Source organism: Streptomyces sp. NPDC003697 (assembly GCF_053587115.1).
On record NZ_JBSFNN010000036.1, the window covers coordinates 40,617 to 64,702 of the forward strand.

20 protein-coding genes, 1 tRNA gene and 1 pseudogene are annotated in these 24,086 nt (G+C 73.0%); 12 read left to right on the forward strand and 10 right to left on the reverse strand.

Annotated features, from left to right (window positions below; genetic code table 11):
• The 4 genes from ACWDNY_RS16690 to ACWDNY_RS16705 form a co-directional block, all read left to right on the forward strand.
• Nucleotides 1-352: hypothetical protein (locus tag ACWDNY_RS16690; protein ID WP_451646479.1), on the forward strand; the 352-nt coding region annotated here is incomplete at its 5' end.
• Nucleotides 353-738: 386 nt separating this feature from the next.
• On the forward strand, nt 739-1,944 hold the full coding sequence (locus ACWDNY_RS16695; RefSeq protein ID WP_451646480.1) for a DNA polymerase III subunit delta': 1,206 nt from the start codon (nt 739-741) through the stop codon (nt 1,942-1,944).
• 141 nt (nt 1,945-2,085) lie between these two features.
• The gene (locus ACWDNY_RS16700; RefSeq protein ID WP_451646481.1) at nt 2,086-3,702 is read left to right on the forward strand and encodes an alpha/beta hydrolase; all 1,617 of its coding nucleotides are present in this window, start codon (nt 2,086-2,088) and stop codon (nt 3,700-3,702) included.
• A 107-nt stretch (nt 3,703-3,809) separates the two neighbouring features.
• A tRNA-Thr gene (locus ACWDNY_RS16705) sits at nt 3,810-3,886 on the forward strand.
• Nucleotides 3,887-4,163: 277 nt separating this feature from the next.
• Here ACWDNY_RS16705 and ACWDNY_RS16710 read toward each other — a convergent pair.
• The 3 genes from ACWDNY_RS16710 to ACWDNY_RS16720 form a co-directional block, all read right to left on the reverse strand.
• Entirely contained in the window at nt 4,164-5,123 is a 960-nt protein-coding gene (locus ACWDNY_RS16710; RefSeq protein WP_451646482.1) for a D-2-hydroxyacid dehydrogenase family protein, read from the reverse strand.
• Nucleotides 5,124-5,503: 380 nt separating this feature from the next.
• The gene (locus ACWDNY_RS16715; RefSeq protein WP_451646483.1) at nt 5,504-7,201 is read right to left on the reverse strand and encodes a bifunctional 3'-5' exonuclease/DNA polymerase; all 1,698 of its coding nucleotides are present in this window, start codon (nt 7,199-7,201) and stop codon (nt 5,504-5,506) included.
• A 37-nt stretch (nt 7,202-7,238) separates the two neighbouring features.
• A complete protein-coding gene (locus ACWDNY_RS16720; protein ID WP_451646484.1) occupies nt 7,239-7,997 on the reverse strand; it encodes a Clp protease N-terminal domain-containing protein in 759 nt (252 codons plus the stop codon).
• Nucleotides 7,998-8,177: 180 nt separating this feature from the next.
• Between ACWDNY_RS16720 and ACWDNY_RS16725 the strand changes: the two genes are divergently transcribed.
• Complete coding sequence (locus tag ACWDNY_RS16725) at nt 8,178-9,350, forward strand: DUF2786 domain-containing protein (RefSeq protein WP_451646485.1); 1,173 nt, start codon at nt 8,178-8,180, stop codon at nt 9,348-9,350.
• A 109-nt stretch (nt 9,351-9,459) separates the two neighbouring features.
• Here the strand turns inward: ACWDNY_RS16725 and ACWDNY_RS16730 are convergent, their stop codons facing one another.
• Nucleotides 9,460-9,984, reverse strand: coding sequence for a DUF4232 domain-containing protein (locus tag ACWDNY_RS16730; protein ID WP_451646486.1), 525 nt, complete (start codon nt 9,982-9,984; stop codon nt 9,460-9,462).
• Between the two features lie 179 nt (nt 9,985-10,163).
• Nucleotides 10,164-10,709 carry a hypothetical protein gene (locus ACWDNY_RS16735; protein WP_451646487.1) on the reverse strand — a complete coding sequence of 182 codons (546 nt, stop codon included), beginning with the start codon at nt 10,707-10,709 and terminating at the stop codon, nt 10,164-10,166.
• A gap of 592 nt (nt 10,710-11,301) precedes the next feature.
• On the opposite strand from ACWDNY_RS16735, the gene ACWDNY_RS16740 reads away from it, so the two are divergent.
• A complete protein-coding gene (locus ACWDNY_RS16740) occupies nt 11,302-11,520 on the forward strand; it encodes a DUF397 domain-containing protein (protein ID WP_451646497.1) in 219 nt (72 codons plus the stop codon).
• A gap of 98 nt (nt 11,521-11,618) precedes the next feature.
• Here ACWDNY_RS16740 and ACWDNY_RS16745 read toward each other — a convergent pair whose 3' ends face one another.
• Complete coding sequence (locus ACWDNY_RS16745; protein WP_451646488.1) at nt 11,619-12,167, reverse strand: ATP-binding protein; 549 nt, start codon at nt 12,165-12,167, stop codon at nt 11,619-11,621.
• Between the two features lie 333 nt (nt 12,168-12,500).
• On the opposite strand from ACWDNY_RS16745, the gene ACWDNY_RS16750 reads away from it, so the two are divergent.
• From ACWDNY_RS16750 to ACWDNY_RS16760, 3 genes are all read left to right on the forward strand, one after another.
• Nucleotides 12,501-13,325: a helix-turn-helix domain-containing protein gene (locus ACWDNY_RS16750; RefSeq protein WP_451646498.1), complete on the forward strand. Its 825-nt coding sequence runs from the start codon at nt 12,501-12,503 to the stop codon at nt 13,323-13,325.
• Nucleotides 13,326-13,521: 196 nt separating this feature from the next.
• Complete coding sequence (locus ACWDNY_RS16755) at nt 13,522-14,982, forward strand: aldehyde dehydrogenase family protein (protein ID WP_451646489.1); 1,461 nt, start codon at nt 13,522-13,524, stop codon at nt 14,980-14,982.
• A gap of 123 nt (nt 14,983-15,105) precedes the next feature.
• Nucleotides 15,106-15,654, forward strand: coding sequence for a DinB family protein (locus tag ACWDNY_RS16760; protein ID WP_451646490.1), 549 nt, complete (start codon nt 15,106-15,108; stop codon nt 15,652-15,654).
• A gap of 96 nt (nt 15,655-15,750) precedes the next feature.
• Here the strand turns inward: ACWDNY_RS16760 and ACWDNY_RS16765 are convergent, their stop codons facing one another.
• Nucleotides 15,751-17,163 (reverse strand): glutamate decarboxylase, encoded by a 1,413-nt coding sequence (locus ACWDNY_RS16765; RefSeq protein WP_451646491.1) that lies wholly within the window; start codon nt 17,161-17,163, stop codon nt 15,751-15,753.
• An 89-nt stretch (nt 17,164-17,252) separates the two neighbouring features.
• Nucleotides 17,253-17,480: pseudogene (locus ACWDNY_RS16770) on the reverse strand (ion channel protein); the annotation flags it as partial.
• Between the two features lie 347 nt (nt 17,481-17,827).
• Between ACWDNY_RS16770 and ACWDNY_RS16775 the strand changes: the two are divergent.
• Together ACWDNY_RS16775 and ACWDNY_RS16780 are read left to right on the forward strand one after the other, a co-directional pair.
• Nucleotides 17,828-18,586, forward strand: coding sequence for a MerR family transcriptional regulator (locus ACWDNY_RS16775; protein ID WP_451646492.1), 759 nt, complete (start codon nt 17,828-17,830; stop codon nt 18,584-18,586).
• 217 nt (nt 18,587-18,803) lie between these two features.
• Entirely contained in the window at nt 18,804-19,910 is a 1,107-nt protein-coding gene (locus ACWDNY_RS16780) for a DedA family protein (RefSeq protein WP_451646493.1), read from the forward strand.
• Nucleotides 19,911-19,933: 23 nt separating this feature from the next.
• Here the strand turns inward: ACWDNY_RS16780 and ACWDNY_RS16785 are convergent, their stop codons facing one another.
• Both ACWDNY_RS16785 and ACWDNY_RS16790 read right to left on the reverse strand, forming a co-directional pair.
• Complete coding sequence (locus tag ACWDNY_RS16785) at nt 19,934-21,640, reverse strand: threonine/serine ThrE exporter family protein (protein ID WP_451646494.1); 1,707 nt, start codon at nt 21,638-21,640, stop codon at nt 19,934-19,936.
• Nucleotides 21,641-21,772: 132 nt separating this feature from the next.
• Entirely contained in the window at nt 21,773-22,264 is a 492-nt protein-coding gene (locus ACWDNY_RS16790; RefSeq protein ID WP_451646499.1) for an inorganic diphosphatase, read from the reverse strand.
• 79 nt (nt 22,265-22,343) lie between these two features.
• Here ACWDNY_RS16790 and dacB point away from each other — a divergent pair, with 79 nt between their 5' ends.
• On the forward strand, nt 22,344-23,846 hold the full coding sequence (gene dacB, locus ACWDNY_RS16795; protein WP_451646495.1) for a D-alanyl-D-alanine carboxypeptidase/D-alanyl-D-alanine endopeptidase: 1,503 nt from the start codon (nt 22,344-22,346) through the stop codon (nt 23,844-23,846).
• Nucleotides 23,847-24,086 lie beyond the last annotated feature (240 nt).

Here is a 24,086-nt window from a genome sequence, read left to right on the forward strand (position 1 = left end):
CGGGGCGACGGACGAGACGGCGGTGCTGCCGCGGGTTCCGGCCGAGGGCCCGGAGGACCGGGTGCCCCCTGGCTTCTTCCGCGACGAGCGCGGCGGCGCCGGCGAGCGCGGGGCGGCGGCAGGTTCCTCCGGTTCCTCCGGTTCCTCCGGTTCCGACGACCGTACGCGGGAGCTGCCGCGGATGGACCCCGAGGACGGGGCCGCCCCTCGCCGGCCGCGTCCGGACTGGGCGGAGGAGACCCCGCTCGACGACCTGCCGACGCTGGCGGACGAACTGCTGGGCCCGCGCGAGGACGACGGTGAGCCGGACGACGGCCGGGGCCGCAGGGGTGGCCGAGGCGGACGCCGCTGACGCTGACGCTGCCGGGGGAACGGGGCCGAGGAGGGCGGGCGCGCCGGGCCGGGCGCCGGCCGGCCCCGTGATCCGGCGGTCCCGGCGGTTCCGGCGATCGGGCGGTCCGGGCGATCGGGCGGTCCGGCGTCCTGGTGAGTCGGCGCCGGTACCGCTTCCCCGGTCGTCTCCCGGCCGGTGCCGGTGCCGGTGCCGGTGCCGGTGCCGCTTCCAGTCGCCGTCCCGGCCGACGCCGCCTCCGGTGGTCGTCCCGGTGCCGGTGGTCGTCCTCCGGGAACCCGAGCCTGTCCCCGCGCCCGTTCCCGGGGCGCCCGTCCCGTTTGTCGGTCCTCACCGTCACAATGGATCCGGCACCACCGAATGTGACGGAAGGGACGGCGTGACCCATGACCGTGTGGGACGACCTCGTCGGGCAGGAAAAGATCAGCGAAGTGCTGGCCGCCGCTGCCCGGGACGCCGACGCCCAGGTCACCGCCGCGGTGTCCGGCGCCGCGCCGCCGGAGGCGTCGAAGATGACGCACGCCTGGCTGTTCACGGGACCGCCCGGCGCCGGCATCACACAGACGGCGCGCGCCTTCGCCGCCGCACTGCAGTGCGTCAGTCCGGACCGCGCCCTCGGCGGAACCCCCGGCTGCGGCTTCTGCGACGGCTGCCACACGGCGCTGATCGGTACGCACGCCGATGTCACCACGGTCGCCGCCGTCGGCACGCAGATCCTCGCCGTTGACATGCGGGACACCGTGCGCAAGTCGTTCACCTCCCCGGCGAACGGCCGCTGGCAGGTGATCCTCGTCGAGGACGCCGAGCGGCTGAACGAGAAGTCCGCCAACGCCGTCCTGAAAGCCGTCGAGGAGCCGGCCCCGCGCACGGTCTGGCTGCTGTGCGCGCCGTCGGTCGAGGACGTCCTGCCCACGATCCGCTCGCGCTGCCGGCACCTGAACCTGCGCACGCCCTCGGTGGACGCCGTCGCCGACATGCTCGTACGCCGGGAGGGCGTCGAGCCCGGCGTTGCGGCCGCCGCGGCCCGCGCCACCCAGGGCCACATCGACCGGGCCCGCCGCCTGGCCACCGACCCCGCCGCGCGGGAACGCCGGGCCGCCGTCCTGAAGCTGCCGCTCCGCGTCGGTGACGTCGGCGGCTGCCTGAGGGCGGCCCAGGAACTGGTCGACGCCGCCGCCGACGACGCCAAGGCGCTGGCCGAGGAGACGGACGGCAAGGAGACCGAGGAGCTGAAGGCGGCGCTGGGCGCGACCCAGGGCGGCCGGCTGCCGCGCGGCACCGCGGGCGTGATGAAGGACCTGGAGGACAAGCAGAAGCGTCGCCGCACCCGGACGCAGCGCGACAGCCTGGACCTGGCCCTGACCGACCTCACCGCGCTGTACCGGGACGTCCTCGCCCTCCAGCTGGGCTCCCGGGTGGCGATAGCCAACGCCGACGCCGAGGACACGCTGGAGCGCCTGGCGAGCGACAGTTCACCGGAGTCCACCCTGCGCCGCATCGAGGCGATCGCCGCCTGCCGCGACGCCCTCGACCGCAATGTGGCCCCGCTCCTCGCCGTGGAAGCCATGACCATGGCCCTCAGAGCGGGCTGATGAAGCCGCCGCTCACCCCGCCCGCCCGGCGCCCGCCGAGTCGTCGCTCACCCCGCCCGCCCGCGGCTGACGGCGTCACTCGTACGAGGCATGGCGTGTACGGTGCGCGTTCGGGCTGTGGCAGAGGGTTACGCTCGCAGGATGGACATCAGCCGCGCCCTTCCTCCGGCCAGCCGGACGCACCGGACCCGCGGGCTCCGTACGACCCGCACCGGTGGCGTCCTCCTGGCCGCCGTCGCCCTGCTCGTCTCGGCCTGTTCCACCGGGAGCACGGCGAGCGACCACACCACCCCGGCGGCGGAGGCGGTCCTGGCCGCCCTGCCGCGCGCCACGCCGTCCGGCCTGACGCGGTACTACGAGCAGAAGCTCGCCTGGCGCGGCTGCGGGGTGCCCGGCTTCGAGTGCGCGACCCTGAAGGCACCGCTCGACTACGCCAGGCCCACCGCGGGCGAGGTGAAGCTGGCCGTCGCCCGCAAGAAGGCCACCGGCCCGGGCAAGCGCCTGGGCTCGCTGCTGGTGAACCCGGGCGGCCCGGGCGGTTCGGCGATCGGCTATTCGCAGCAGTACGCGGGCGTCGGCTATCCGGCCGAGGTGCGCGCCCGCTACGACATGGTCGCGATCGACCCGCGCGGCGTCGCACGCAGCGAGCCCGTCGAGTGCCTGAGCGACCGGGCGATGGACCGGTACAGCCAGACCGACATCACGCCCGACGACGCCAAGGAGACCGGGGCGCTCGTCGACGCCTACCGCAGGTTCGCGGAGGGCTGCGGTGCCGACGCGCCGAAGCTGCTGCGTCACGTCTCCACCGCCGAGGCGGCCCGGGACATGGACATCCTGCGGGCGGTGCTGGGGGACCGGCGACTGAACTACGTCGGAGCGTCGTACGGCACGTTCCTGGGGGCGACGTACGCCGGGCTGTATCCGGACCGGGTCGGCAGGATCGTCCTCGACGGCGCGATGGACCCCACTTTGTCGTCGCTCCAGATGAACCTCGACCAGACGGCGGGGTTCGAGACCGCGTTCCAGTCGTTCGCCAGGGACTGCGTACGGCAGAGCGACTGCCCGCTCGGCGGCAAGGGCGCGACACCCGCACAGGTCGCCGCGCGGTTGCAGCAGTTCTTCCGCAAGCTCGACGCGCACTCGATCCCCACGGGTGACGCGGACGGCCGCCGGCTGACCGAGTCACTCGCCACCACCGGGGTGATCGCGGCGATGTACGACCAGGCGGCGTGGCCGCAGCTGCGCGACGCACTGACCACGGCGATGCGGGACAACAACGGCGCCGGGCTGCTGATCCTGTCCGACAGCTACTACGAGCGCGACGCGGAGGGCCACTACAGCAACCTGATGTACGCCAACGCCGCAGTGAACTGCATCGACCTGCCGCCCGCCTTCACCGGTCCCGAGCAGACGAGGCAGGCACTCCCCGCCTTCCGCAAGGCGTCCCCGGTCTTCGGCGAGGGTCTCGCCTGGGCCTCCCTGAACTGCGCGTACTGGCCGGTGAAGCCCACCGGCAGACCGCACCGCATCACGGCACGGGGCGCGGCCCCGATCCTGGTCGTCGGCACCACCCGCGACCCGGCCACTCCCTACCGCTGGGCACAGTCCCTGTCCCGCCAGCTCGCCTCGGCTCACCTCCTGACCTACGCGGGCGACGGCCACACCGCCTACGGCCGCGGCAGCGAGTGCATCGACTCCGCGATCAACGACTACCTGCTCCACGGGAACCCGCCGGCCCGGGGGAAGCGCTGCTCGTAGCAGCCGGGTTCCGCACCGGAGCGGCCACTCCGGGGCGCGTACGAAGCACCCCCGGAAACTGTGTAGACTTACCGACGTTGCCGATCGCACCATGGTGCGGGCGGCGCGCCGCCTTAGCTCAGATGGCCAGAGCAACGCACTCGTAATGCGTAGGTCTCGGGTTCGAATCCCGAAGGCGGCTCCATGGAAGCCCAGGTCTCGTAGTCCGCGACCTGGGCTTTTTCATTGCCGGGACCGGTGTCCGCACGTGGTCGGGGAGTTGGCCGGCATCTGCGTGAGCGGGCCGGGAAGGCCAGGACGGTGCGGTCCCTGAGGCAGAGCTTGGACCGGTCCTCGCCCTCGAGGAGCGGTGTGCCGGGCACGAGGCTGCGGCCCCGCCCGAGCCGCGCCGATCGTGGCGCGGTACGGACGGCCCGCTTCGGCCTCTTCGCACGGACCTGCGTCGGCGCGGCCGGGGGGCGTCAGTTCAGGACGCGGAGCGGGGTGCCCGCGAGGTGGGCCGCGATGTTCTCGACCGCCTGGCCGTAGTAGCGCTCGTAGTTGGCCCGGGAGACGTAGCCCAGGTGTGGGGTGGCCAGCAGGCGCGGCGCCGTGCGCATCGGGTGGTCCGCGGGGAGCGGTTCGACGTCGAAGACGTCGACGCCGGCCCCGGCGATGCGGCCCTCGTGCAGCGCGGCGAGGAGGGCGTCCTGGTCGACGATGGCGGCGCGCGAGGTGTTGACCAGGTAGGCGGTCGGCTTGAGCAGTGCCAGTTCCGGCGCGCCGACCAGGCCGCGGGTGCGGTCGCTCAGCGCCAGATGGATGGAGACGAAGTCACTGGTAGCGAGCAGGTCCTCCTTGCCGGCGGCCAGGGCCACGCCGACCTCGTCCGCGCGCTGCCCGGTGAGGTTCTGGCTCCACGCGACGACCTCCATGCCGAAGGCGAGGCCGACCTGGGCGACCCGGCTGCCGATCTTGCCGAGCCCGAGCAGGCCGAGCCGTCGGCCGTGCAGATCGGCGCCCACGGTCGACTGCCAGGGGCCGCCCGAGCGCAGGGCGCCGTTCTCCTTGACGATGCCGCGGGCGAGGCCGAGCAGGAGCGCCCAGGTGAGTTCCACCGGCGGGGTCGACGAACTCTGCGTGCCGCACACGGTGACGCCGTTCGCCCGTGCGGCGGCGAAGTCGATCACGGAGTTGCGCATGCCGGAGGCGACCAGGAGCCTCAGGCGGGGGAGGCGGTCAAGCAGCGAGGCCGGGAACGGCACCCGTTCGCGCAGGGTGACCACGATGTCCGCGTCGGCGAGGGCCGCGGCGAGGGCGTCCTCGGTCTCGATGTGCTCGCGGAACGACACCACCTCGACCCGGTCGCTCACGGCCGACCAGTCGGCGACGGTGGTGGCGATCCCCTGGAAGTCGTCGAGCACGGCGCAGCGCAGTCGCATGGCGGTTCTCCCCCTGGGACCCGGCCCGTTCCGGGCCTGTCGGTCCCGACGCAGACGTCGATATTCCGGATCACTGTAGGGGAACGCGTGTCCCGGGACGCCGTTCGGGGTGGGGCGAGGGCGGGCCCAGGTCGTCCACCTCTGACGACCGGTGCCCCGCCACGTCCCCGGATCCGGCCGGCGGCGACACTCCCCCGAGTTACGCCTGGCACCGCGCACCGTCGGACCGCATCCGATGGCGTGATCACATCAGGCCGCGCCAGCAGATCGCCGACATTGCTGCGGTCGCTGCCGGCCGGGACGGCCGGCGGCCCCTGAGACGGCAGTCGGGGGCCTGCGCGGGAGCGGTCGGCACCGAACGGCGGCCCGCGTTCCGCCGTTCACTTGGCGTCCGCGTAACACTCCACCACCGCCGTCGTGAACGGGAAGCGCACCGGGGTGTCCCCGAACGTCAGGCGGCCCGCCAGCGCCGACGCCTCCCGGATGGCCTCCACGACCGTCTCCGCCTCCTCCTCGGGGCAGTGCACGATCACCTCGTCGTGCTGGAAGAAGACCAGTTCGGCCGCCAGGTCCCGGCAGGACCGCCGGAGCGCGGCCAGGAGCAGCAGGGCCCAGTCGGCGGCGCTGCCCTGGACGACGAAGTTGCGGGCGAAGCGGCCGCGGGCGCGGGCGTTCGTCGAGGCGTATCCCGGCATCCACTGCTGTTCGGCCGGTTCCCCGGAGGGCTGGTCGGGAACGACGGGGATGCCGGCCTCCTCCGAGGCGTCGTCCCCGGTCCCGGCGGCCGGCGGGCACGTGCGCCCCAGCCAGGTCCGCACGAGCCGGCCCTCCTCGCCGGCCCGGGCCGCCTCGTCGACGTACGCCACCGCCTTGGGGAAGCGGCGTCTGAGGGCGGCGAGGTTCTTCAGGCCGTCGCCGGAGGTCTGGCCGTAGACGGCACCGAGCACGGCGAGCTTGGCCTGCGCGCGGTCGCCGGCGAAGGCACGGTCGGACACCGACTGGTACAGGTCGCTCCCGCGTCCCGCCACCTCCATCAGGCCGGGGTCGCGGGAGATCGCGGCGAGCACGCGCGGCTCCATCTGGTCGGCGTCGGCGACCACGAGCCGCCAGCCCGGATCGGCGACGACGGCACGCCGGATGACCTTGGGGATCTGCAGCGCGCCACCGCCGTGGGTGACCCAGCGTCCGGTCACCGTGCCGCCCACGAGGAACTCCGGCCTGAACCGCCCGTCGCGCACCCAGTCCTGCAGCCAGGACCAGCCGTGGGCGACCCAGATCCGGTACAGCTTCTTGTACTCGAGCAGGGGCTTCACCGCCGGGTGGTCGACCGACTTGATCTCCCAGCGCCGGGTGGATCTGACCTTGATGCCCGCCCGGGCGAAGGCCTTGACCACGTCGGCGGGCAGATCGGGCCGCACCCGGCGGCCGAAGGCGGCCGACACCTCGTCGGCCAGTTCGGCCAGGCGGCGGGGTTCGCCGCCGCGCGTGTACCGCTCGCCCAGCAGTTCGTGGAGCACCTCGCGGTGCACGTCCGCGCGCCAGGGCAGGCCCGCGCGGTTCATCTCCGCCGCCACCAGCATGCCCGCCGACTCGGCCGCCGTCAGCAGGCGCATGCGGTCCGGGTGGGCCGCCCGGTCGTGCCGCCGCTGCTGGTCGGCGTAGAGCGCGATCAGGTCCGCCAGCGGCAGGCGTGCGCCCCGAGGTTCGAACAGCGCGGACTGCGCGCCGGGTTCGGCGGAGCGTTGCGGCGGATCCGGCGGTACGGGGCCGCCGCGCAGCCGGGCCAGGGCGGCGGCGGCCGAGCGGGGTTCGCCGTAGCGGCCCTCGTGACCGAGGAGGAGCGTCTCGGCGTCCTCGACGTCGTAGCACCGCTCCACGCGCACCCCCGCGGCGAGCAGGTGCGGATAGACCTCGGCGGTGGAGCGCCACACCCAGCGGGTGACGTCCGGACGGCTGCGGACGGCCTCGGCGAGGCTGCCCTCCCGGCGCACCGGTCCGGCGGGCAGCCCGTCCGGGCCGAGGGCGGCGACCTCCGCGCCGCCGTCCTCGGCGGGAGCCAGTGCCCACCGTCCGGTCATGTCCGCGAGTGTCGCACTCGGCTCTGACAGCCCGCCGTCAGGCCGGGCGGTCGCCCTCGTCCGGCTGCTCCTCCTCCCGGGTCTCGGCCAGCAGCGCCAGGACCCGCGCGACGTACGCCTCGGTCCGTGCCTTGTCGATGCCGAGGCCGCTGAGGACGCCCCGGCCGTTCTCGTGCTCCAGCAGCGCGAGCAGGACGTGCTCGGTGCCGATGTAGTTGTGGCCGAGGCGGAGCGCCTCGCGGAAGGTGAGCTCCAGGGCCTTCTTCGCGGCGGGGCCGTAGGGGAGGAGCTCGGGGGCCTCGGCCGAGGCCGGCGGCAGGGCGGCGGTCGCGGCCTCACGGACGGCGTCGAGCGTGACGCCCTGGTCGGCGATCGCCTTGGCGGCGAGCCCTTCCGGTTCGGCGAGCAGACCCAGGACGAGGTGCTCGGGCAGGACCTCCGTGTTGCCCGCGGACTTGCCCGCGTTGTGGGCGGCCATGACCGTGTTGCGGGCGCGGGGGGTGAAGCGGCTGAAGCCCTGGTTGGGGTCGAGGTCGAGCGACTCCTTGGGCACGAAGCGCTTCTGGGCGGCCTGCCGGGTGACGCCCATGCTCTTGCCGATGTCGGTCCAGGAGGCCCCGGACCGGCGCGCCTGGTCGACGAAGTGGCCGATCAGGTGGTCGGCCACCTCGTCGAGGTGCTCCGCGGCGATCACGGCGTCCTGGAGCTGCTCCAGTGGTTCGGCGTGGACCTTCTTGATGGCGTCGATGAGGTCGTCGAGACGGACTGCTGACGTGAAGGCTGGGTTCGTCGACATAAGTCAACCGTAGGTTGACAGTTGAGGCCCGTCAACCCGAAGTTGACGATTCGGCCCGCGGGTACTCCGCGGGCCCGCGATGCCGTGCGGGCGCCGGGGTGCCGCCGTCGCCGACCGCCTTGGCGTCCGTTGTCCACAGGCTGTGGACGAATGCTCGGGGGCACATGACACCATCGACGGGTGAGCACGCCCAGCAGCCCCGGCGCCGTCGACCGCGCCTTCAGCGCCGCCCTTTACGCCGCCGGCGACGACGCCCTCGACACCGGCGCCTCCCTGCTCGCCGCAGACCCGGCCGTCGACGACGAAGTGGCCCGGCGCGGGCGGGAGTTGGTCGCCTCGGCCTGGCGGCGGGGCTGGCAGCCCGCCGACGTCGTGCGGATCGTGCGGCGGGAGTTGGACGAGGTCCACGTACGCCTGGTGGCGGCCCTCATACGGGCGCAGGCGCCGGACGACCGGCTGCGCGGCCGGCGCTGGGCGGCCCAGCTCGGCGAACTGCCCGCCGAGCAGCCGGCCCCCGCCGACCGCTTCTCCCACGCCACCGCCGTCCTGGAGCTGTACCGCCTGCTGCTGCGGCTGCCCTCCCTCGAACCGCTCGACGAACCGTCCGGCCACCCCGCGGCCCGGCCCCGGGCCGAGTCCCGCATGCTGACCCGCATCCGTGCGCTGCTGGCCAAGGCGGAGGCGACCGGGTTCCCGGAGGAGGCCGAGGCTCTCAGCGCCAAGGCGCAGGAGCTGATGGCCCGGCACAGCGTCGACGAGGCCCTGCTGGCGGCCCGGGCGCCGGCGGACGCGCCCGGAGCGGACACCCCGGGCGCCTGCCGCGTCGGCGTCGAACCGCCGTACGAGCAGGCCAAGGCGGTGCTGCTGGACGCCGTCGCCACGGCGAACCACTGCCGTGCCGTGTGGAACGAGTCCCTCGGCTTCTCCACCGTCGTGGGATTCGAGTCCGACCTGGAGGCGGTCGAACTGCTCTACGCCTCGCTGCTCGTCCAGGCCACGACCGCGATGACGAAGGCCGAGGCGGCGGTGGCGGCGCCCGGCGCGGGAGGGAGGGCGAGGGAGCGGGGGAGGGCCGGGGCCCGCAGACGGACCAGGCCCTTCCGTCAGTCCTTCCTGGCCGCCTACGCCCATCGCATCGGAATCCGCCTGGCGGCCGCCGCCGGGACACAGGTGACCGAGGACCTGCTCCCGGTCCTGGCGAGCCGGGACGTGGCGGTCACCGACCGGCTGGACCGCATGTTCCCGCAGACGACGACCACCCGCCTGCGCGGAGTGAGCGACGAGGCGGGGTGGACCGAGGGGGCGCAGGCCGCGGACCGGGCGCAGCTGAGGGCGCGTTCGCCCCTGCGCTGACGCCCCGCATTGACGCCCCTGCGCCGACGCCCCGTGAGCAGGCCGGCGCCGGCGCTGCGGCCTCGACGGCTCCGCGATCCCGCCGCCGCTCCGGCTTCGCCGCAGGCCGTCAGTCGCCGGCCTGCTGGAAGGCGGTGACGGAGGCGTCCGGGTCGTGGGCGTCCTTCTTGCCCCGCACCGGGCCGAAGGACCAGGGGAAGCTCTGCGAGTCCGTGGCGCCGGGCAGGGTGAGCCGCAGTTTCGCCGCGTCCAGGCTCTGGGCGTCGCCCTCCGCGCCGCGTACGTAGGTGAGGGTGAAGGAGGCCGTGCCGTCCTTGGCGAGCGTCAGCCTCTGCGGTGTGCCGGCCTGCTCCGACGGCACGGTCACGGAGGTGCCGCCGGCGGACAGGGTGACGCCGGGGAACCCCTCCAGAGTGCACTCGGCGCCGCGGTTGCTGATCGTGACGGGCACATCGCCGGTGTCCCCGGCGGCGGGCGCGGCGTTGGCGGGGCCGACCCGCACCGAGACGCCGTCGATCCGGCAGGCCGTGTCGTCGTGGTCCTTGCCGGCGGAGTCGCTGCCGCCGTCACTGCCGCAGCCGGTGAGGAGGAGGGTCGCGGCGAGCGCGGTGACGGTGAGCGGAATGGCGCGCATGAGGTGGTTCCTTGAGGTCGTGGCGATTCTCAAAGGATCATCACGTATTCGGGGGCCGCCCGGTTGCCGAACCGCGCGGACGGGCCGCGGGCCGGCAGGGCGACCGGGCGCGGAAGAGGCGTACTGAGGGGCGCACTGGCCCCTCAGCGGGCCGGCGCGGCGCGCCGCCCCGGCGGACGTCAGGAGCCGAGGCCCGCCGTGGGCAGGCCCGGCGGCAGCGTCCCGCCCTCCGACCGCGTGTACGTCTCCTTGCCGAGACCACCCTCCCAGGTGACCTCCAGCGTGCTCTTGCTGACGGAGTCGACCACGCCCTCGGTGCGGTCCTTCTCCCCGTTGGTGCACTTGAGGCGGATCATCCGCTGCCCGGACCGCTCACCCGCCGTTCCGCTGCACACGGTCTTGCCGGTCGTGAAGAGCCCGGCCTGGCCGCCGTTGACCACCAGCACCACCGCTTTGCCACCGGTGGTGGCGAGCCAGCTGCCCGCCAGACCGTCCGCCCCGGCCGACGGACCGCCCGCGCCGTCACCGGTGCCGGCCGTCGCCGTCGGGGACGTGGCCGGGGAGGTGGTGGAGCCGCCGGACGGGGCCGGGGCGCCGTCCCCGGAGCCGCCGCCGCTGCACGCGGTCAGCGCGAGCGCGCCCGCCAGGCAGGCGGTCGCGGCCGCGATCCGCACGCGCGGGCGCGTCGCCGTACGGGCGGTGCGCGAGAGGGTCGCCGAAGTCACTGGTTGCTCCCAAGCTGTAGCCGGTGGACCGGCGGCCGGCGCAGCCCGCGCCGCAGCCCGTCGACCGATTGGCGGAACGACCGCAGCAAGCTACCAGCGGGACGGCCGGAACACATCGGTCCGTCGCGAGGAGCGCCGAGCCCACGGTGCGAGCGGCGACCGGCGGCGGGCCGGGCCCCGGCCGCGCCTCCGCCGCCGAGCGGTGGCTACGTCGGACCGTTACCTGAACCACGGAACACAAGCGCCCCGGCGCGCGTCTTTTCTTATGCACGAAGGATTGGGTCGGGGTCGATCCGGCGCGATCCGGCGTGGAGCACGGGCGGCACGGTCGTGGCCGCGGGGCGCGACCGCATGTCCTGCGGGTTCCGGGGCAGCCGCTGAGCACCTCGTGCACGGCGAGCGCCACCGCCGTAACCAGGGAACCACTGCCCGTGCACGTGCATCTGCTCACGCATGTGCACGTGAAACAGAGCTATGATCCGGGTCAGTTGACCAATGCATCAATGGCCACACCAGCCAGTGCACCATCGGGGAGCGACCTGTGGACCACGACATCGAGGGCGTGTACGGGGAGTGCGACGTGTACAACGGCATGGCGGCCGCGCGGCTGCACGGAGTGGCCTGGCAGAAGAGCCGGCACAGCAACTCGCAGGGGTCGTGCGTGGAGTTCGCGCGGCTGCCGGGAGGGGACGTGGCCGTGCGCAACTCCCGCTTCCCGGACGGTCCCGCGCTCGTCTACACGCGCGCCGAGATCGAGGCCATGCTGCTCGGCGTCAAGGACGGCGAGTTCGACCACCTGGTCGTCGGCTGAGCGGACCACCGCCGACGCCGGCCGCGTGACGTGCTGTCACTGGGCCGCGACGGCTGGTGACGCGCGTAGAACCGTGGCGTGACGAGATCCGCGGTCCTTCAGTCTGCGCCCAGCCGGAACAGCGCCCACACGACCTTGCCGCCCATGGCGCCGTCGAGCGGGTGCCAGCCCCAGCCGTCGCTGAAGGACTCGACGAGGAACAGGCCGCGGCCGGACTCCGCCGCGCAGTCGTCCGTGTCGCCGGCGACGGGGGTGTCGTGGCTCGGGTCGCGCACCGCGCACACCACACGCTCGGCGCACCGCATCAGGTGCAGCCGCACCGGCGCGTCCGCCTCGGGCCCGCGCGCGGCCCACCCGGCGTCGCACGACGGGGCCTGCCGGGCCTCGTGTCCGGGTTGCCGCCTGCCGAGGGGCAGACCGTGCCGCAGGGCGTTGGTGACCAGTTCGGAGACGACGAGGCAGATGTCGTCGAATCGGTCGCCCGTCTCCCAGTGCTCGAGTGCGCCGCGCGTGAACCGCCGGGCCTCGCCCACGGCCTCGTAGCGGGCCGGCAGGGCGCAGGAGGCGGCGTTGGACACGGCCGCGGGGTCCAGTGGCGGAAGGCCCTGCCGTAACGGCTCGAGCATGGTCGATCCATTCGTCCCCATGCGAGGCACTCCCGGTAATCCGCGGTCGTTGCGATGCAGCGGTGGCGCGGCACCATGGTTTCGGATGCCTACAGCAGATGCAAGGGCAGATGCACGTGCACACGACCGAATTGGATGGTCCCGTACCGCTTACTGGCCATTTTTTCTGCCATCTTCCGGCGCGCCGTCCCCGGTTCCCTTGTCCAGACCTGTGCAGCTTTCTTCGATCTCTTTTCATCTCTGTAATCGGACGAGTACAGCTCGAAGTGTTTTAGTGGCAGACTGCGGCGTCTGAACACGGTGGGGAGGCTGGCGAACGTGAGCGCGGGAGAGCCCGGATCGGTGGTGCGGCGCATGCTGCTCGGCTCGCAACTCAGGCGGCTGCGCGAGGCCCGGGGGATCACACGCGAGGCGGCGGGTTACTCGATCCGTGCCTCGGAGTCGAAGATCAGCCGGATGGAGCTGGGCCGGGTGAGCTTCAAGACGAGAGACGTGGAAGACCTCTTGACCCTGTACGGCATCTCGGACGAGGCGGAGCGGACCTCCCTGCTGTCCCTCGCCAAGGAGGCCAACGTCGCGGGCTGGTGGCACAGTTACTCCGACGTGCTGCCCAGCTGGTTCCCCACCTACGTGGGGCTGGAGGGTGCGGCCTCCCTCATCCGCGCCTACGAGGTGCAGTTCGTCCACGGCCTGCTGCAGACCGAGGAGTACGCCCGCGCGGTGGTCAGGCGCGGCATGCAGGGTGCGAGCGAGGCCGACGTGGAGCGGCGCGTCGCGCTGCGCCTGGAGCGGCAGAAGTACCTCGTCGCCGAGAACGCGCCGGACTTCCACATCGTCCTGGACGAGGCCGCCCTGCGCCGGCCCTACGGTGACCGCGAGGTCATGCGCGGCCAGTTCCAGCACCTGATCGAGATGTCCGAGCGGCCCAACGTGCGGCTGCAGGTGATGCCGTTCAGCTTCGGCGGGCACTCCGGGGAGTCCGGCGCCTTCACCATCCTCAGCTTCCCGGAGTCCGACCTGTCGGACGTGGTCTACCTGGAGCAGCTGACCAGCGCCCTCTACCTGGACAAGGGCGAGGACGTCGCCCAGTACGAGAGGGCGCTGAAGGCGCTGCAGCAGGACAGCCCGGGGCCGGACGGGAGCCGGGACCTGCTGCGGGGACTGCTGCAGCTGTCGTAGCGATCGCGTCCGGGGCGGGGTACGTGCACGCGTCTCCCGCGCCCGTCGACCTGTGTGCCGGATGGTCGAACTCGGTCCCCAACCTGCCTGCCACAGACGTACGATGACGTCACATCAGACCAAGAAGTGATCGGACGTCGATCGGGTGTTGCTCCGACTGCTTCGACCGCCTCGCGGCAGGGGGATTCAGGATCACATGTCGTCGTACTTCACCGACCTGGCCCAGCAGTACATCGACGGCGAGTGGCGCCCGGGCAGCGGGGCCTGGGACATCATCGACTTCAACCCGTACGACGGCGAGAAGCTGGCCTCGATCACGATAGCCACGGTGGACGAGGTCGACCAGGCCTACCGTGCCGCCGCCCGCGCCCAGAAGCAGTGGGCGGCGACCAACCCCTACGCCCGCCGCGCGGTGTTCGAGAAGGCGCTGCGTCTGGTCGAGGAACGCGAGCAGGAGATCGCCGAGGTGATCATCGCCGAGCTGGGCGGCACGCGCACGAAGGCCGGCTTCGAGCTCCACCTCGTCAAGGAGTTCCTGCGCGAGTCCATCCACCTCGCGCTGCGTCCCGAGGGGCGGATCCTGCCGTCCCCGGCCGACGGCAAGGAGAACCGCGTCTACCGCGTGCCCGTCGGTGTCGTCGGCGTGATCAGCCCGTTCAACTTCCCCTTCCTGCTGTCGGTCAAGTCCGTCGCGCCGGCCCTCGCCGTCGGCAACGGCGTGGTGCTCAAGCCGCACCAGAACACCCCGATCACCGGTGGTTCGCTGGTGGCGAAGATCTTCGAGGACGCCGGTCTGCCCGGCGGTCTGCTCAACGTCGTGATCACGGACATAGCGGAGATCGGCGACGCGTTCCTGGAGCACCCCGTCCCCAAGGTCATCTCCTTCACCGGTTCCGACCAGGTCGGCCGGCACGTCGCCACCGTCTGCGCCTCCCACTTCAAGCGCTCGGTGCTCGAACTCGGCGGCAACAGCGCCCTCGTGGTGCTCGACGACGCCGATCTGGACTACGCGGTCGACGCCGCCGTCTTCAGCCGGTACGTGCACCAGGGCCAGGTCTGCATGGCCGCCAACCGCATCCTGGTCGACGGCTCGGTGGCCGAGGAGTTCACCGGGAAGTTCGTCGCCAAGGTCAGGTCGCTGAAGGTGGGCGACCCGCGCGACCCGGAGACCGTCATCGGCCCGGTGATCAACTCCTCGCAGGCGGACGCCCTCTCGGGCGTGGTGGAGCAGGCCGTCGCCGAGGGGGCGACCGCCCTGGTGCACGGCAAGGTCACGGGCAACCTGGTCGAGCCGTCCGTGCTGACGGACGTCCCCGCCGACTCGCCCCTGCTCCGGCAGGAGGTCTTCGGCCCGGTCGCCCTCCTCGTTCCGTTCGACGGCGAGGAGGAGGCGGTGCGGATCGTCAACGACACGCCGTACGGCCTCAGCGGCGCGGTCCACACCGGTGACGTGGAGCGCGGCGTGCGCTTCGCCCAGCGGATCGACACCGGCATGTTCCACGTGAACGACGGCACCGTCCACGACGAGCCGCTCGTTCCCTTCGGCGGCGAGAAGCACTCCGGCGCCGGCCGGCTGAACGGTGAGACGACCGTGGAGGCCTTCACCACCCTCAAGTGGATCTCCGTGCAGCACGGACGCAGCAGGTTCCCCTTCTGAGTCCCCTGTAGGGGTGGTCGACGGGCCGTTGCGGACAGGACCCGACCGCAACGGCCCATAGCGTCGTCGGTGTCGGGCGGAGGACAGGTCTCCGCCGGCGGATCCGACGAAAGGCGGCCGGTCATGGTCATGCACGTGCGAGCCGAGGCGCAGGGCGACGAGCGCGGGGCGCTGCTGTCCTTCCTCGCGGAGCAGCGCGGCGGCGTGCGGCGCGCGGTGCTCGGGCTGACCGAGGAGCAGGCCCGCTCCCGGCCCTGCGCGAGTGAGCTGTCCCTCGGCGGCCTGGTCAAGCATCTGGCCGAGACGGAGGAGGGCTGGCTGGCCCGGGCCAGGGGGCAGGCGCCGGCGGTCAAGCGGAACGAGTCGAACTGGCACGAGTCCTTCGCCCTCCTCGACGGGGAGACGGTGGCCTCGCAGCTCGCGTACTGGGAGAAGGTCGCCGACGCGACGGAGGACCACATCCGCTCCGCCCCGAGCCTCGACGACACGTTCGCGCTGCCGAACGATCCCTGGTTCCCGCCGGACGAGCGCGTCTCCCTGCGCTGGCTGGTGCTCCACCTGATCCGTGAGACGGCCCGGCACGCCGGCCACGCCGACATCCTCCGCGAGTCGCTGGACGGCACGACGGCGTTCGAGCTGGCGACGAGGGAGCAGGGCACACCCGGGGCCTGACCGGACGGCCGCCGGGTGACGCGGGCGGGCCGGGGCGCGCGTCGGCCGGCGTGCGGTTGACGCCAGGGACGGCGCGGGCCCCTTCGCAGCCTGCCGTCAGTGGTGGAAACCGGTCGCCGCCCGCCGGTCCCGGGTCACCGGATGCTGCTGCCGGCGCAGCTCGGGCAGCAGCCGCTCCAGATCCTCCAGGAACAGGTCGGCGAGGTCGGTCGAGAACCCGTTGCGGCAGACCACCCGCAGCACCGCCAGGTCCTCGCGCTTGGGCGGGAAGGTGTAGGCGGGCACCAGCCAGCCGCTCTCCCGCAGCCTCCGGGAGACGTCGAAGACGTCGAACGCCTGGACGTCCGGCGCCGTGGTGAAGGTGAGCACCGGCAGCTCGTCGCCCCGGGTGAGCATCCGGAAGTCGCCGAGCTCCTCGATCCGCCCGGCCAGCGCCCGGGCCACGTTCCGGGTGGACTGCTGCACCAGCCGGTAGCCCTCGCGGCCCAGCCGCAGGAACGTGTAGTACTGCGCGACGACCTGGGCGCCGGGCCGGGAGAAGTTGAGCGCGAAGGTCGGCATGTCGCCGCCGAGGTAGTTGACGCGGAAGACGAGTTCCTCGGGCAGTGCCTCCTGGTCGCGCCACAGTACCCAGCCGACGCCCGGGTAGACCAGTCCGTACTTGTGCCCGGAGGTGTTGATCGAGGACACGCGCGGCAGGCGGAAGTCCCAGACCAGGTCCTTGTCGAGGAAGGGGGCGATCATGGCGCCCGAGGCCCCGTCGACGTGCACCCGGACGTCGAGGCCCGTCCGCTCCTGCAGGGCGTCCAGGGCCGCGCACAGGTCCGCGATCGGCTCGTAGGACCCGTCGAACGTGGAGCCGAAGATGCCGACGACCCCGATGGTGTTCTCGTCGCACAGGTCGGCGGCGGCCTGCGGGTCGATGTGGAACCGGTCGCCCTCCATGGGGACCTGGCGGGCCTCCACCTCCCAGTAGGTGCAGAACTTCTCCCAGCAGACCTGGACGTTGATGCCCATGACGAGGTTCGGGCGGGCGTCGCGGCCCGGGTAGCGGTCCGCGTTGCGCCGTGCCCACCGCCGCTTGAGGGCCATCCCGGCGAGCATGCAGGCCTCGCTCGACCCCGTCGTCGAACAGCCCACGGCGGCCTCCTGGTCCGGCGCGTTCCACAGGTCGGCGAGCATCGACACGCAGCGCCACTCCAGCTCGGCGGTGCGCGGGTACTCGTCCCTGTCGATCAGGTTCTTGTCGCGGCACTCGCCCATGAGCTGCCCGGCCTGCGGTTCCATCCAGGTGGTGACGAACGTGGCCAGGTTCAGCCGGGGGTTGCCGTCCAGCATGAGTTCGTCGTGCACCAGCTGGTACGCCGTGGTGGGCGCCAGCGGGGCGTCCGGCAGCCGGTGCTTGGGCGGGGCCTCGGTCATGCCGCCGACCGGGTTCGCCTCCGCGTAGAAGGGGTTGACGGACCGTGGCCGCTCGTCGAGCATGCGACGGCCTTTGTGGAGCGGCATGGAGCCTCCTCGGGGTCTTGGTGCGGGGTGCCTGAAGGGTCGGGAAACGTGAGGTGTGTGAAGGACCGCGGGCCGTCAGCGCATCGCCTACCGTCCTCCCGCAGTCGCGTCTGCGGCCGCCCGGTCACCAGCGGCCGGGCCGGCAGCGTGGCCGCGCAGAGCAGCGTGAGGATCGTCGGCGAGGACACGAGGACCGCGGCCGTGAAGAGGCTGATCCAGCCCTGCCGGGCGATGGCCCGCAGCACCCCCGGCACGCCCGCCGCCACACCCACCGCCGGCCGCACCGCGGGCACCAGCGCGTGCGCGCACAGGCCCAGGGGCGGAGCCGATGACTGAGTACGGGCCGACGCCGAGCGCCTCGGGCAGGTCACCCCACAGCACCCGCTGCAGTTGCTCGGCCACCCCGCTCACCAGCAGGAAGAGCAGACTCGCCCCGGCGCCGACGAAGAAGGCGGGCACGAGCGTCCGGAGCGGCAGGCGGGCCGGGGCGGGCGGAGCGCCGGTGGTCCGCTCTGCGGTGTCCTGGGCCACGGGCTCACGATAAGCGGACGAAAGCGGCGGGACATCCGGAAGGATCTCCGCCCGGACGCGGGGGAGCCGTGCGCTTGCACCTCACGCGGCGTGAGGCGGCAGCGTGGAGCGCGCACGACGGAAGGGAGCGGAAGTGAGCTACTCGGTGGGAGAGGTCGCCGGGTTCGCCGGGGTCACGGTGCGCACGCTGCACCACTACGACGACATCGGTCTGCTCGTCCCGGGCGGACGCAGCCACGCGGGTCACCGGCGCTACGGCGACGCCGACCTCGACCGGCTGCAGCGGATCCTGTTCTACCGGGAGCTCGGCTTCCCGCTGGAGGAGGTCGCGGTCCTCCTCGACGATCCCCACGCGGACCCGCGCGCGCACCTGCGCCGCCGGCACGAACTGCTGACCGCGCGGATCGAGAGACTGCAGAGGATGGCCGCGGCCGTGGAGCACGCCATGGAGGCACGCAGGATGGGCATCGATCTCACGCCCGAGGAGAGGTTCGAGGTCTTCGGCGACCAGGACCCCGAGCAGTACGCCGAGGAGGCCGAACAGCGCTGGGGCGGCACGGCGGAGTACGCCGAGTCGCAGCGCCGCGCCGCCCGCTACGGCAAGGACGACTGGAGGCGGATGCGGGCCGAGGCCGACGCCTGGGGCGAGCGTTACCGCGCCCTGGTGGACGCCGGGGAGCCGCCGGCCGGGGAGGCGGCCATGGACCTGGCCGAGGAGCACCGGCAGCACATCCGCACGTGGTTCTACGACTGCTCGTACGAGCTCCACCGGTGCCTCGGGGAGATGTACGTCGCCGACGAGCGCTTCCGGGCGTTCTACGACGCGCTGCGGCCGGGGCTCGCCGAGCACCTGAGGGAGGCGATCCTCGCCAACGCCGCCCGGCACACCTGAGACCCCGGCCCGGGGCGCCGCTCCGGGCCGGAACCACCGCCGTCCCGCGCACCCGGACCGGCCGCTGCGGTCACGTCGCGCGGAGGACCGGCCCGCCGTGGGTCCGGTCGGCCCCCGTGGAACGCGGGGTGGTCACAAGGCGTTGATAGCTTTGTGCGGCAGCACCGGAAGCGAACCCGCCGCCGTATCTTCCCCACCCCCTCAGGAGCCCGGAACCGTGACGACGCTTGCCCTCGGCCCGAGCTGGCTCGATCCGAACTACCTCTTGGACACCTTCGGACTCTGGGGCCTGCTCCTCATCGTCTTCGCCGAGTCCGGTCTGCTCATCGGGTTCTTCCTGCCGGGCGACTCCCTGCTGTTCACCTGCGGGCTGCTGATCACCTCCGGCCAGCTCGACTTCCCGCTGTGGGGCGCGATCGCCCTGATCTCCGTGGCCGCGATCCTCGGCGACCAGGCGGGTTACATGTTCGGCAAGAAGGTCGGCCCGTCCCTCTTCAGCCGCCCCGACTCGCGTCTGTTCAAGCAGGAGAACGTCACCAAGGCGCACGAGTTCTTCGAGAAGTACGGCCCCAAGTCCCTGGTGCTGGCCCGCTTCGTGCCCATCGTGCGCACGTTCACGCCGATCATCGCGGGCGTCAGCGGCATGCGGTACCGCTCGTTCCTGACCTTCAACGTCATCGGCGGCGTCCTGTGGGGCGCGGGCGTCACCCTGCTCGGCTCGTGGCTCGGCAACATCGCCCTCGTCAAGAACAACATCGAGGCGATCCTCATCCTGATCGTCCTCGTCTCGGTGGTCCCGATCGTCATCGAGTTCTGGCGGGCCCGCTCCAAGGCTAGGAACACCCCGAAGGACGACCCGGCCCAGGACCGGCAGCAGCCCGCACAGCACCGGCAGCCGGTCATGGACGACGCCACGACGCAGCTGCGGCGGATCGAGCCGGCCCACCAGGACCAGCCCCGCCAGGGCCACGACCAGGGCTACGGCGACGGCCGGTACCCGCAGCGGCAGCAGCACCAGCAGTACGGCCACGACCAGCAGTACCACGGCGGCCGGCAGCACCCCCAGGAGCAGTACCCGTACCCCCAGCAGCAGCCGCAGGACGGGAGTCAGTACGGCGGCGGCTACGGGCGCCCGGAGGAGTACGGCGGCGGGCAGTACCAGCAGCAGTACCCCCCTCAGAACCCGCAGCAGTACCCCCACCAGGACCCCCAGGGGGACGCGCAGCAGTACCCCCACCGGGACCCGCATCAGCACCCGCAGGGGGACGGGCGGCAGGACCCGCGGCAGTACCCCCACGACCAGGGCTACTACCGGGCCCCGTAAGCAGGCGGCGGTGCCGCGCCGCCTCAGAAGCCGCGGGTCCGCTTGGCGGCCCGGCGCTTCTGGAGGGAGCCGATCCGCAGGAACATCCGCGAGATCTCGGAGCCCAGGTTCACCCCGATCGCGATGGCCATGGCGAGCGACACCGCCTTGGCCAGGGAGACCAGCCCCTTGTCGATGTTGTTCTGCGCGATGGACAGCAGACCGAAGTAGGTCGCGGAACCCGGCAGCAGCGGCCCGATCGCGGCCGTGGTGTACGGCAGCGCGGACGCGAACCGGTAACGGGACAGCAGCTGCCCGAACAGCCCGACCAGACCCGCGGCGACCGCGGTGGAGGCGACCGGCGAGAGGCCGCCGGCGGAGTGCATCGCGCCGTACACCGACCATGCGACGCCGCCGTTCAGCGTCACCGCGAGCACGGTGGAGCGCTCCTGCTGGAGCAGCACCGCGAAGGTCAGCGACAGCAGCATCGACGCGCCGATCTGCAGCAGCGGCCGATCGCCGATACCCAGCGCGGCGTCGGGGTTGAGCTCCGCGCCGAGCTTCACGCCGAAGTACAGCACCACCAGCACCCCGGTGACGATGCCGACGAAGAAGTACATGACCTCCAGCAGGCGCGCGGAGGCGGTGATGTAGAAGCCGGTCAGGCCGTCCTGCACCCCGGCCACCAGGGCCCGTCCCGGCAGCAGCGCGAACAGCCCACCGGTGATCACCGCGGACGCCTTCACGTCGACGTCCGCCACGGTGAGCGCGACGCCCAGTGCGGCCGGCGGCATCGCGGCGACCGTGAACTGGTAGAACTCCGGCAGCCCGCGTCCCGCGCACAGCCACGCCAGCCGGTCGCCGAGCATCGCGCCGAGCGCGGCCGCGACGAAGACCAGCAGCCCACCGCCGACCAGCACGGAGGCCGCGCCGGCGAGCAGCCCGGCGGCCGCGGTGAGCGCCCAGCCGGGGTAGGGGTGCCGGTTGCGGCGGATCTCCGCGAGTCGCCGGTAGGCCTCCTCGAGCGAGACGTGCGTCTCGGGGTCGCTCAGGTCGTCGACGAGGCGGAAGACGGCCGACAGACGCGTGTAGTCGGTGCCCCGGCGCCGTACCGTCCGGGCCGCCGACACCGGGTCGTCGACGAGGGAGGGCTGGTAGGAGATCGACAGCAGGGTGAAGGTGACGTTCGGCTCGCAGCGGTCCAGTCCGTAGGACCGGCAGACCGCGAACATCGCCGCCTCCACGTCCTCGGCGCCCTCACCGCCGGCGAGCAGCAGCTCGCCGATACGCAGGGTGAGGTCGAGCACGCGGGGGACGGCCGGGCCGCCCTCGTCGGCCTTCGGCGGCGGCTCGGGCGCCGGCCGCTCGGTCACCGACATGCGCAGCATCGTGCGCATCCGGTCCTGCCAGGGCACGTCCTTGGTCAGGCTGACCAGGGGGATGCCGTTCGGCGGGGTGAACGCCGGCGGGGCCTGGCGTGAGCTGTAGGTCCTCGGCAGGCTGAAGGCGGAGCCCTCGGCCTCCGGGGCCGGGGCCTGGGGCGGCACGCCGAGACCCGCCGGAAGGGCGAACTCCGACGTGGTCTCCGACTCGCTCCCGCCCTTGGGCACGGCCAGCCCCCGTGGGATGGCGAACTCCGAGGTCGTGGACGACTCGCTGTCGGCCACCGGGCCCGTCGGCACGGCCACGGGCACCCTGAACGTGCTCCGTACCTCGTCCGACTGCGGCTTGCGGTCCTCCGCATCCGTCACTGAGCAACGCTCCCTGAACGACACCTTTCGTAACTCTCAGTATGCGCGTCGACACGCGGACGGGCCGCGCCACCCCGGCAGAGGTCGCGCGGCCCGCAGGGGATCCGGCCTGAGCACCGGCCCCACAAGCGGTCAGTGACCGCCGTGCTCCTGGAACCGCTTGACGGACCGCTCGATCTCGGCCTCGGCGTCGGAGCGGCCGACCCAGTTGGCGCCCTCCACCGACTTGCCGGGCTCGAGGTCCTTGTACACCTCGAAGAAGTGCTGGATCTCGAGGCGGTCGAACTCCGACACGTGGTGGATGTCCCGCAGGTGCTCCACGCGCGGGTCGGACGCGGGCACGCAGAGCAGCTTGTCGTCGCCGCCGGCCTCGTCCGTCATGCGGAACATGCCGATGGTGCGGCACTTGATGAGGCAGCCGGGGAACGTCGGCTCGTCCAGGATGACCAGGGCGTCCAGCGGGTCGCCGTCCTCGCCGAGCGTGTTCTCGACGAAGCCGTAGTCCGCCGGGTAGCTGGTCGAGGTGAAGAGCCGGCGGTCCAGTCGGATACGACCGGTCTCGTGGTCCACCTCGTACTTGTTGCGCGAACCCTTCGGGATCTCGATCGTGACGTCGAACTCCACCGGTGGCTCCTCCATGATCAGCACATAGTTCTGGTGGTTAAGTGTCCCTCACGCACGAGTGTGATCGCGAAAGGGGCTGGTGGTCGTGCCGGAGCTGAGGGCCTGGCGGGCCGCAGGGGCACGTCTCGCACGGGCCGTACGGCCGCATGTCGTACGGCTCGAGCGGGTGCCGAGGACCTGGCAGTACACCGCCGGCGCCGCCGCGGCCGGATTGGCACTGGCCGCCTGCGTGGTGACCGCCGCCGGCCCCTGGGACTCCTCCGGCCAGCGTACGGCCGAGCGGGAGCGGGCGGCCGCCCTGGGGCGCGCGGGTGGCGCAGATCACGGCGACCTGCCCGTGACGGCGGACACGCCGCGCCCGGCTCCGAGCGCCGCGAGCGTGCTGGCGGGCGTCGGCGGCACCGACGGTTCGGCGCCCGCCGGACCGGCCCTCGCCGGCGTCCTGGACCCGCTCCTGGACGACTCCGCGCTCGGCACCCGCCGCTCGGTCGCGGTCGTCGACGTCGCCACCGGCCGCCGCGTGTACGGCCGCGCCTCCGGCGAGGCGCTCACCCCCGCGTCCACCACGAAGATCGCCACCGCCGTCGCCGCGCTGTCCGCCCTCGGCGCCGACCACCGCCTCACCACCCGCGCCGCCCTGGAGCCCGGCACCGGCGAACTCGTCCTGATCGGCGGCGGCGACCCCACCCTCACCGCCCGCCCGGACGCCCGCGGCTGGGCAAGCCTGCGCACCCTCGCCGACGGGACGGCCGCCGCCCTGAGCAAACGCGGGCTGACCAAGGTCACGCTGTCGTACGACACGACCCTGTACGCCGGCCCCGGACTTCACCCCATCGGCGTCAACGAGAACCTCGCCACGGTCACCGCCCTGATGGCCGACGAGGCCCGCACCGACGCCTCCACGAGCGGCCCGGCGCCCCGCGCGACGGACCCGGCCGCCGCCGCGGCCCAGGCGTTCGCGGCCGTCCTGAAAAGCCACGGCGTCACGACCACCGCCCCCGTCCCCGCCAAGGCCACGTCCCGTGCGCAGACCGTCGCGACCGTCTCCTCACCCCCGCTGTCCGCCATGGTCGAGCGCATGCTCACCAACAGCGACAACGACATCGCCGAGGCCCTGGCCCGCCAGACGGCCCTCGGAACGGGCGGCCGGGCGGACTTCGCGGGCGGCGCGGCGGCCATCGCCGCCCAGCTGAGGAAGCTCGGCCTCCCGGTGGGCGCCGCCGCCTTCCACGACGGCAGCGGCCTGGACCGCGCCGACAGACTGAGCGCGGACCTCCTCACGTCCCTGCTGGCCAAGGCCGCCGACCCGGCCTCCCCCGAACTCCGCCCCGCCCTCACCGGCCTCCCGGTCGCCGGCTTCACCGGCACCCTCAGCGGCCGCTACACGGACGGCGCGGCGGGCCTCGTACGGGCCAAGACCGGCACCCTGACGGGCGTCAACACCCTGGCGGGCACGGTCGTGGACCGCGACGGCCGCCTCCTGGCCTTCGCCTTCCTCACCGACGGCACGACCGACCCGAACGCGGCCCAGTCGGCCCTCGACCGAACAGCCACAGCCCTCTCCACCTGCGGCTGCCAGTAGAACCACCCCGCACACCCCACCCGAACGAGAGGAAACGCGTCCGCGAGCCGCACCCGCACCCGGGAGCGCCGACGAGCCGCACCCGCACCCGGGAGCGAACGAGAGGAAACGAGCCGGCGAGTCGCACCCGCACCCGGGAGCGGACGAGAGGGGACGTGCCGGGGGGGTGCCCGCCCGCAGCGGCCGGCGCGTCGACGCGGGGTGCGCTGCCGGTGGTGTGGGCACCGCCATCACCCGGAT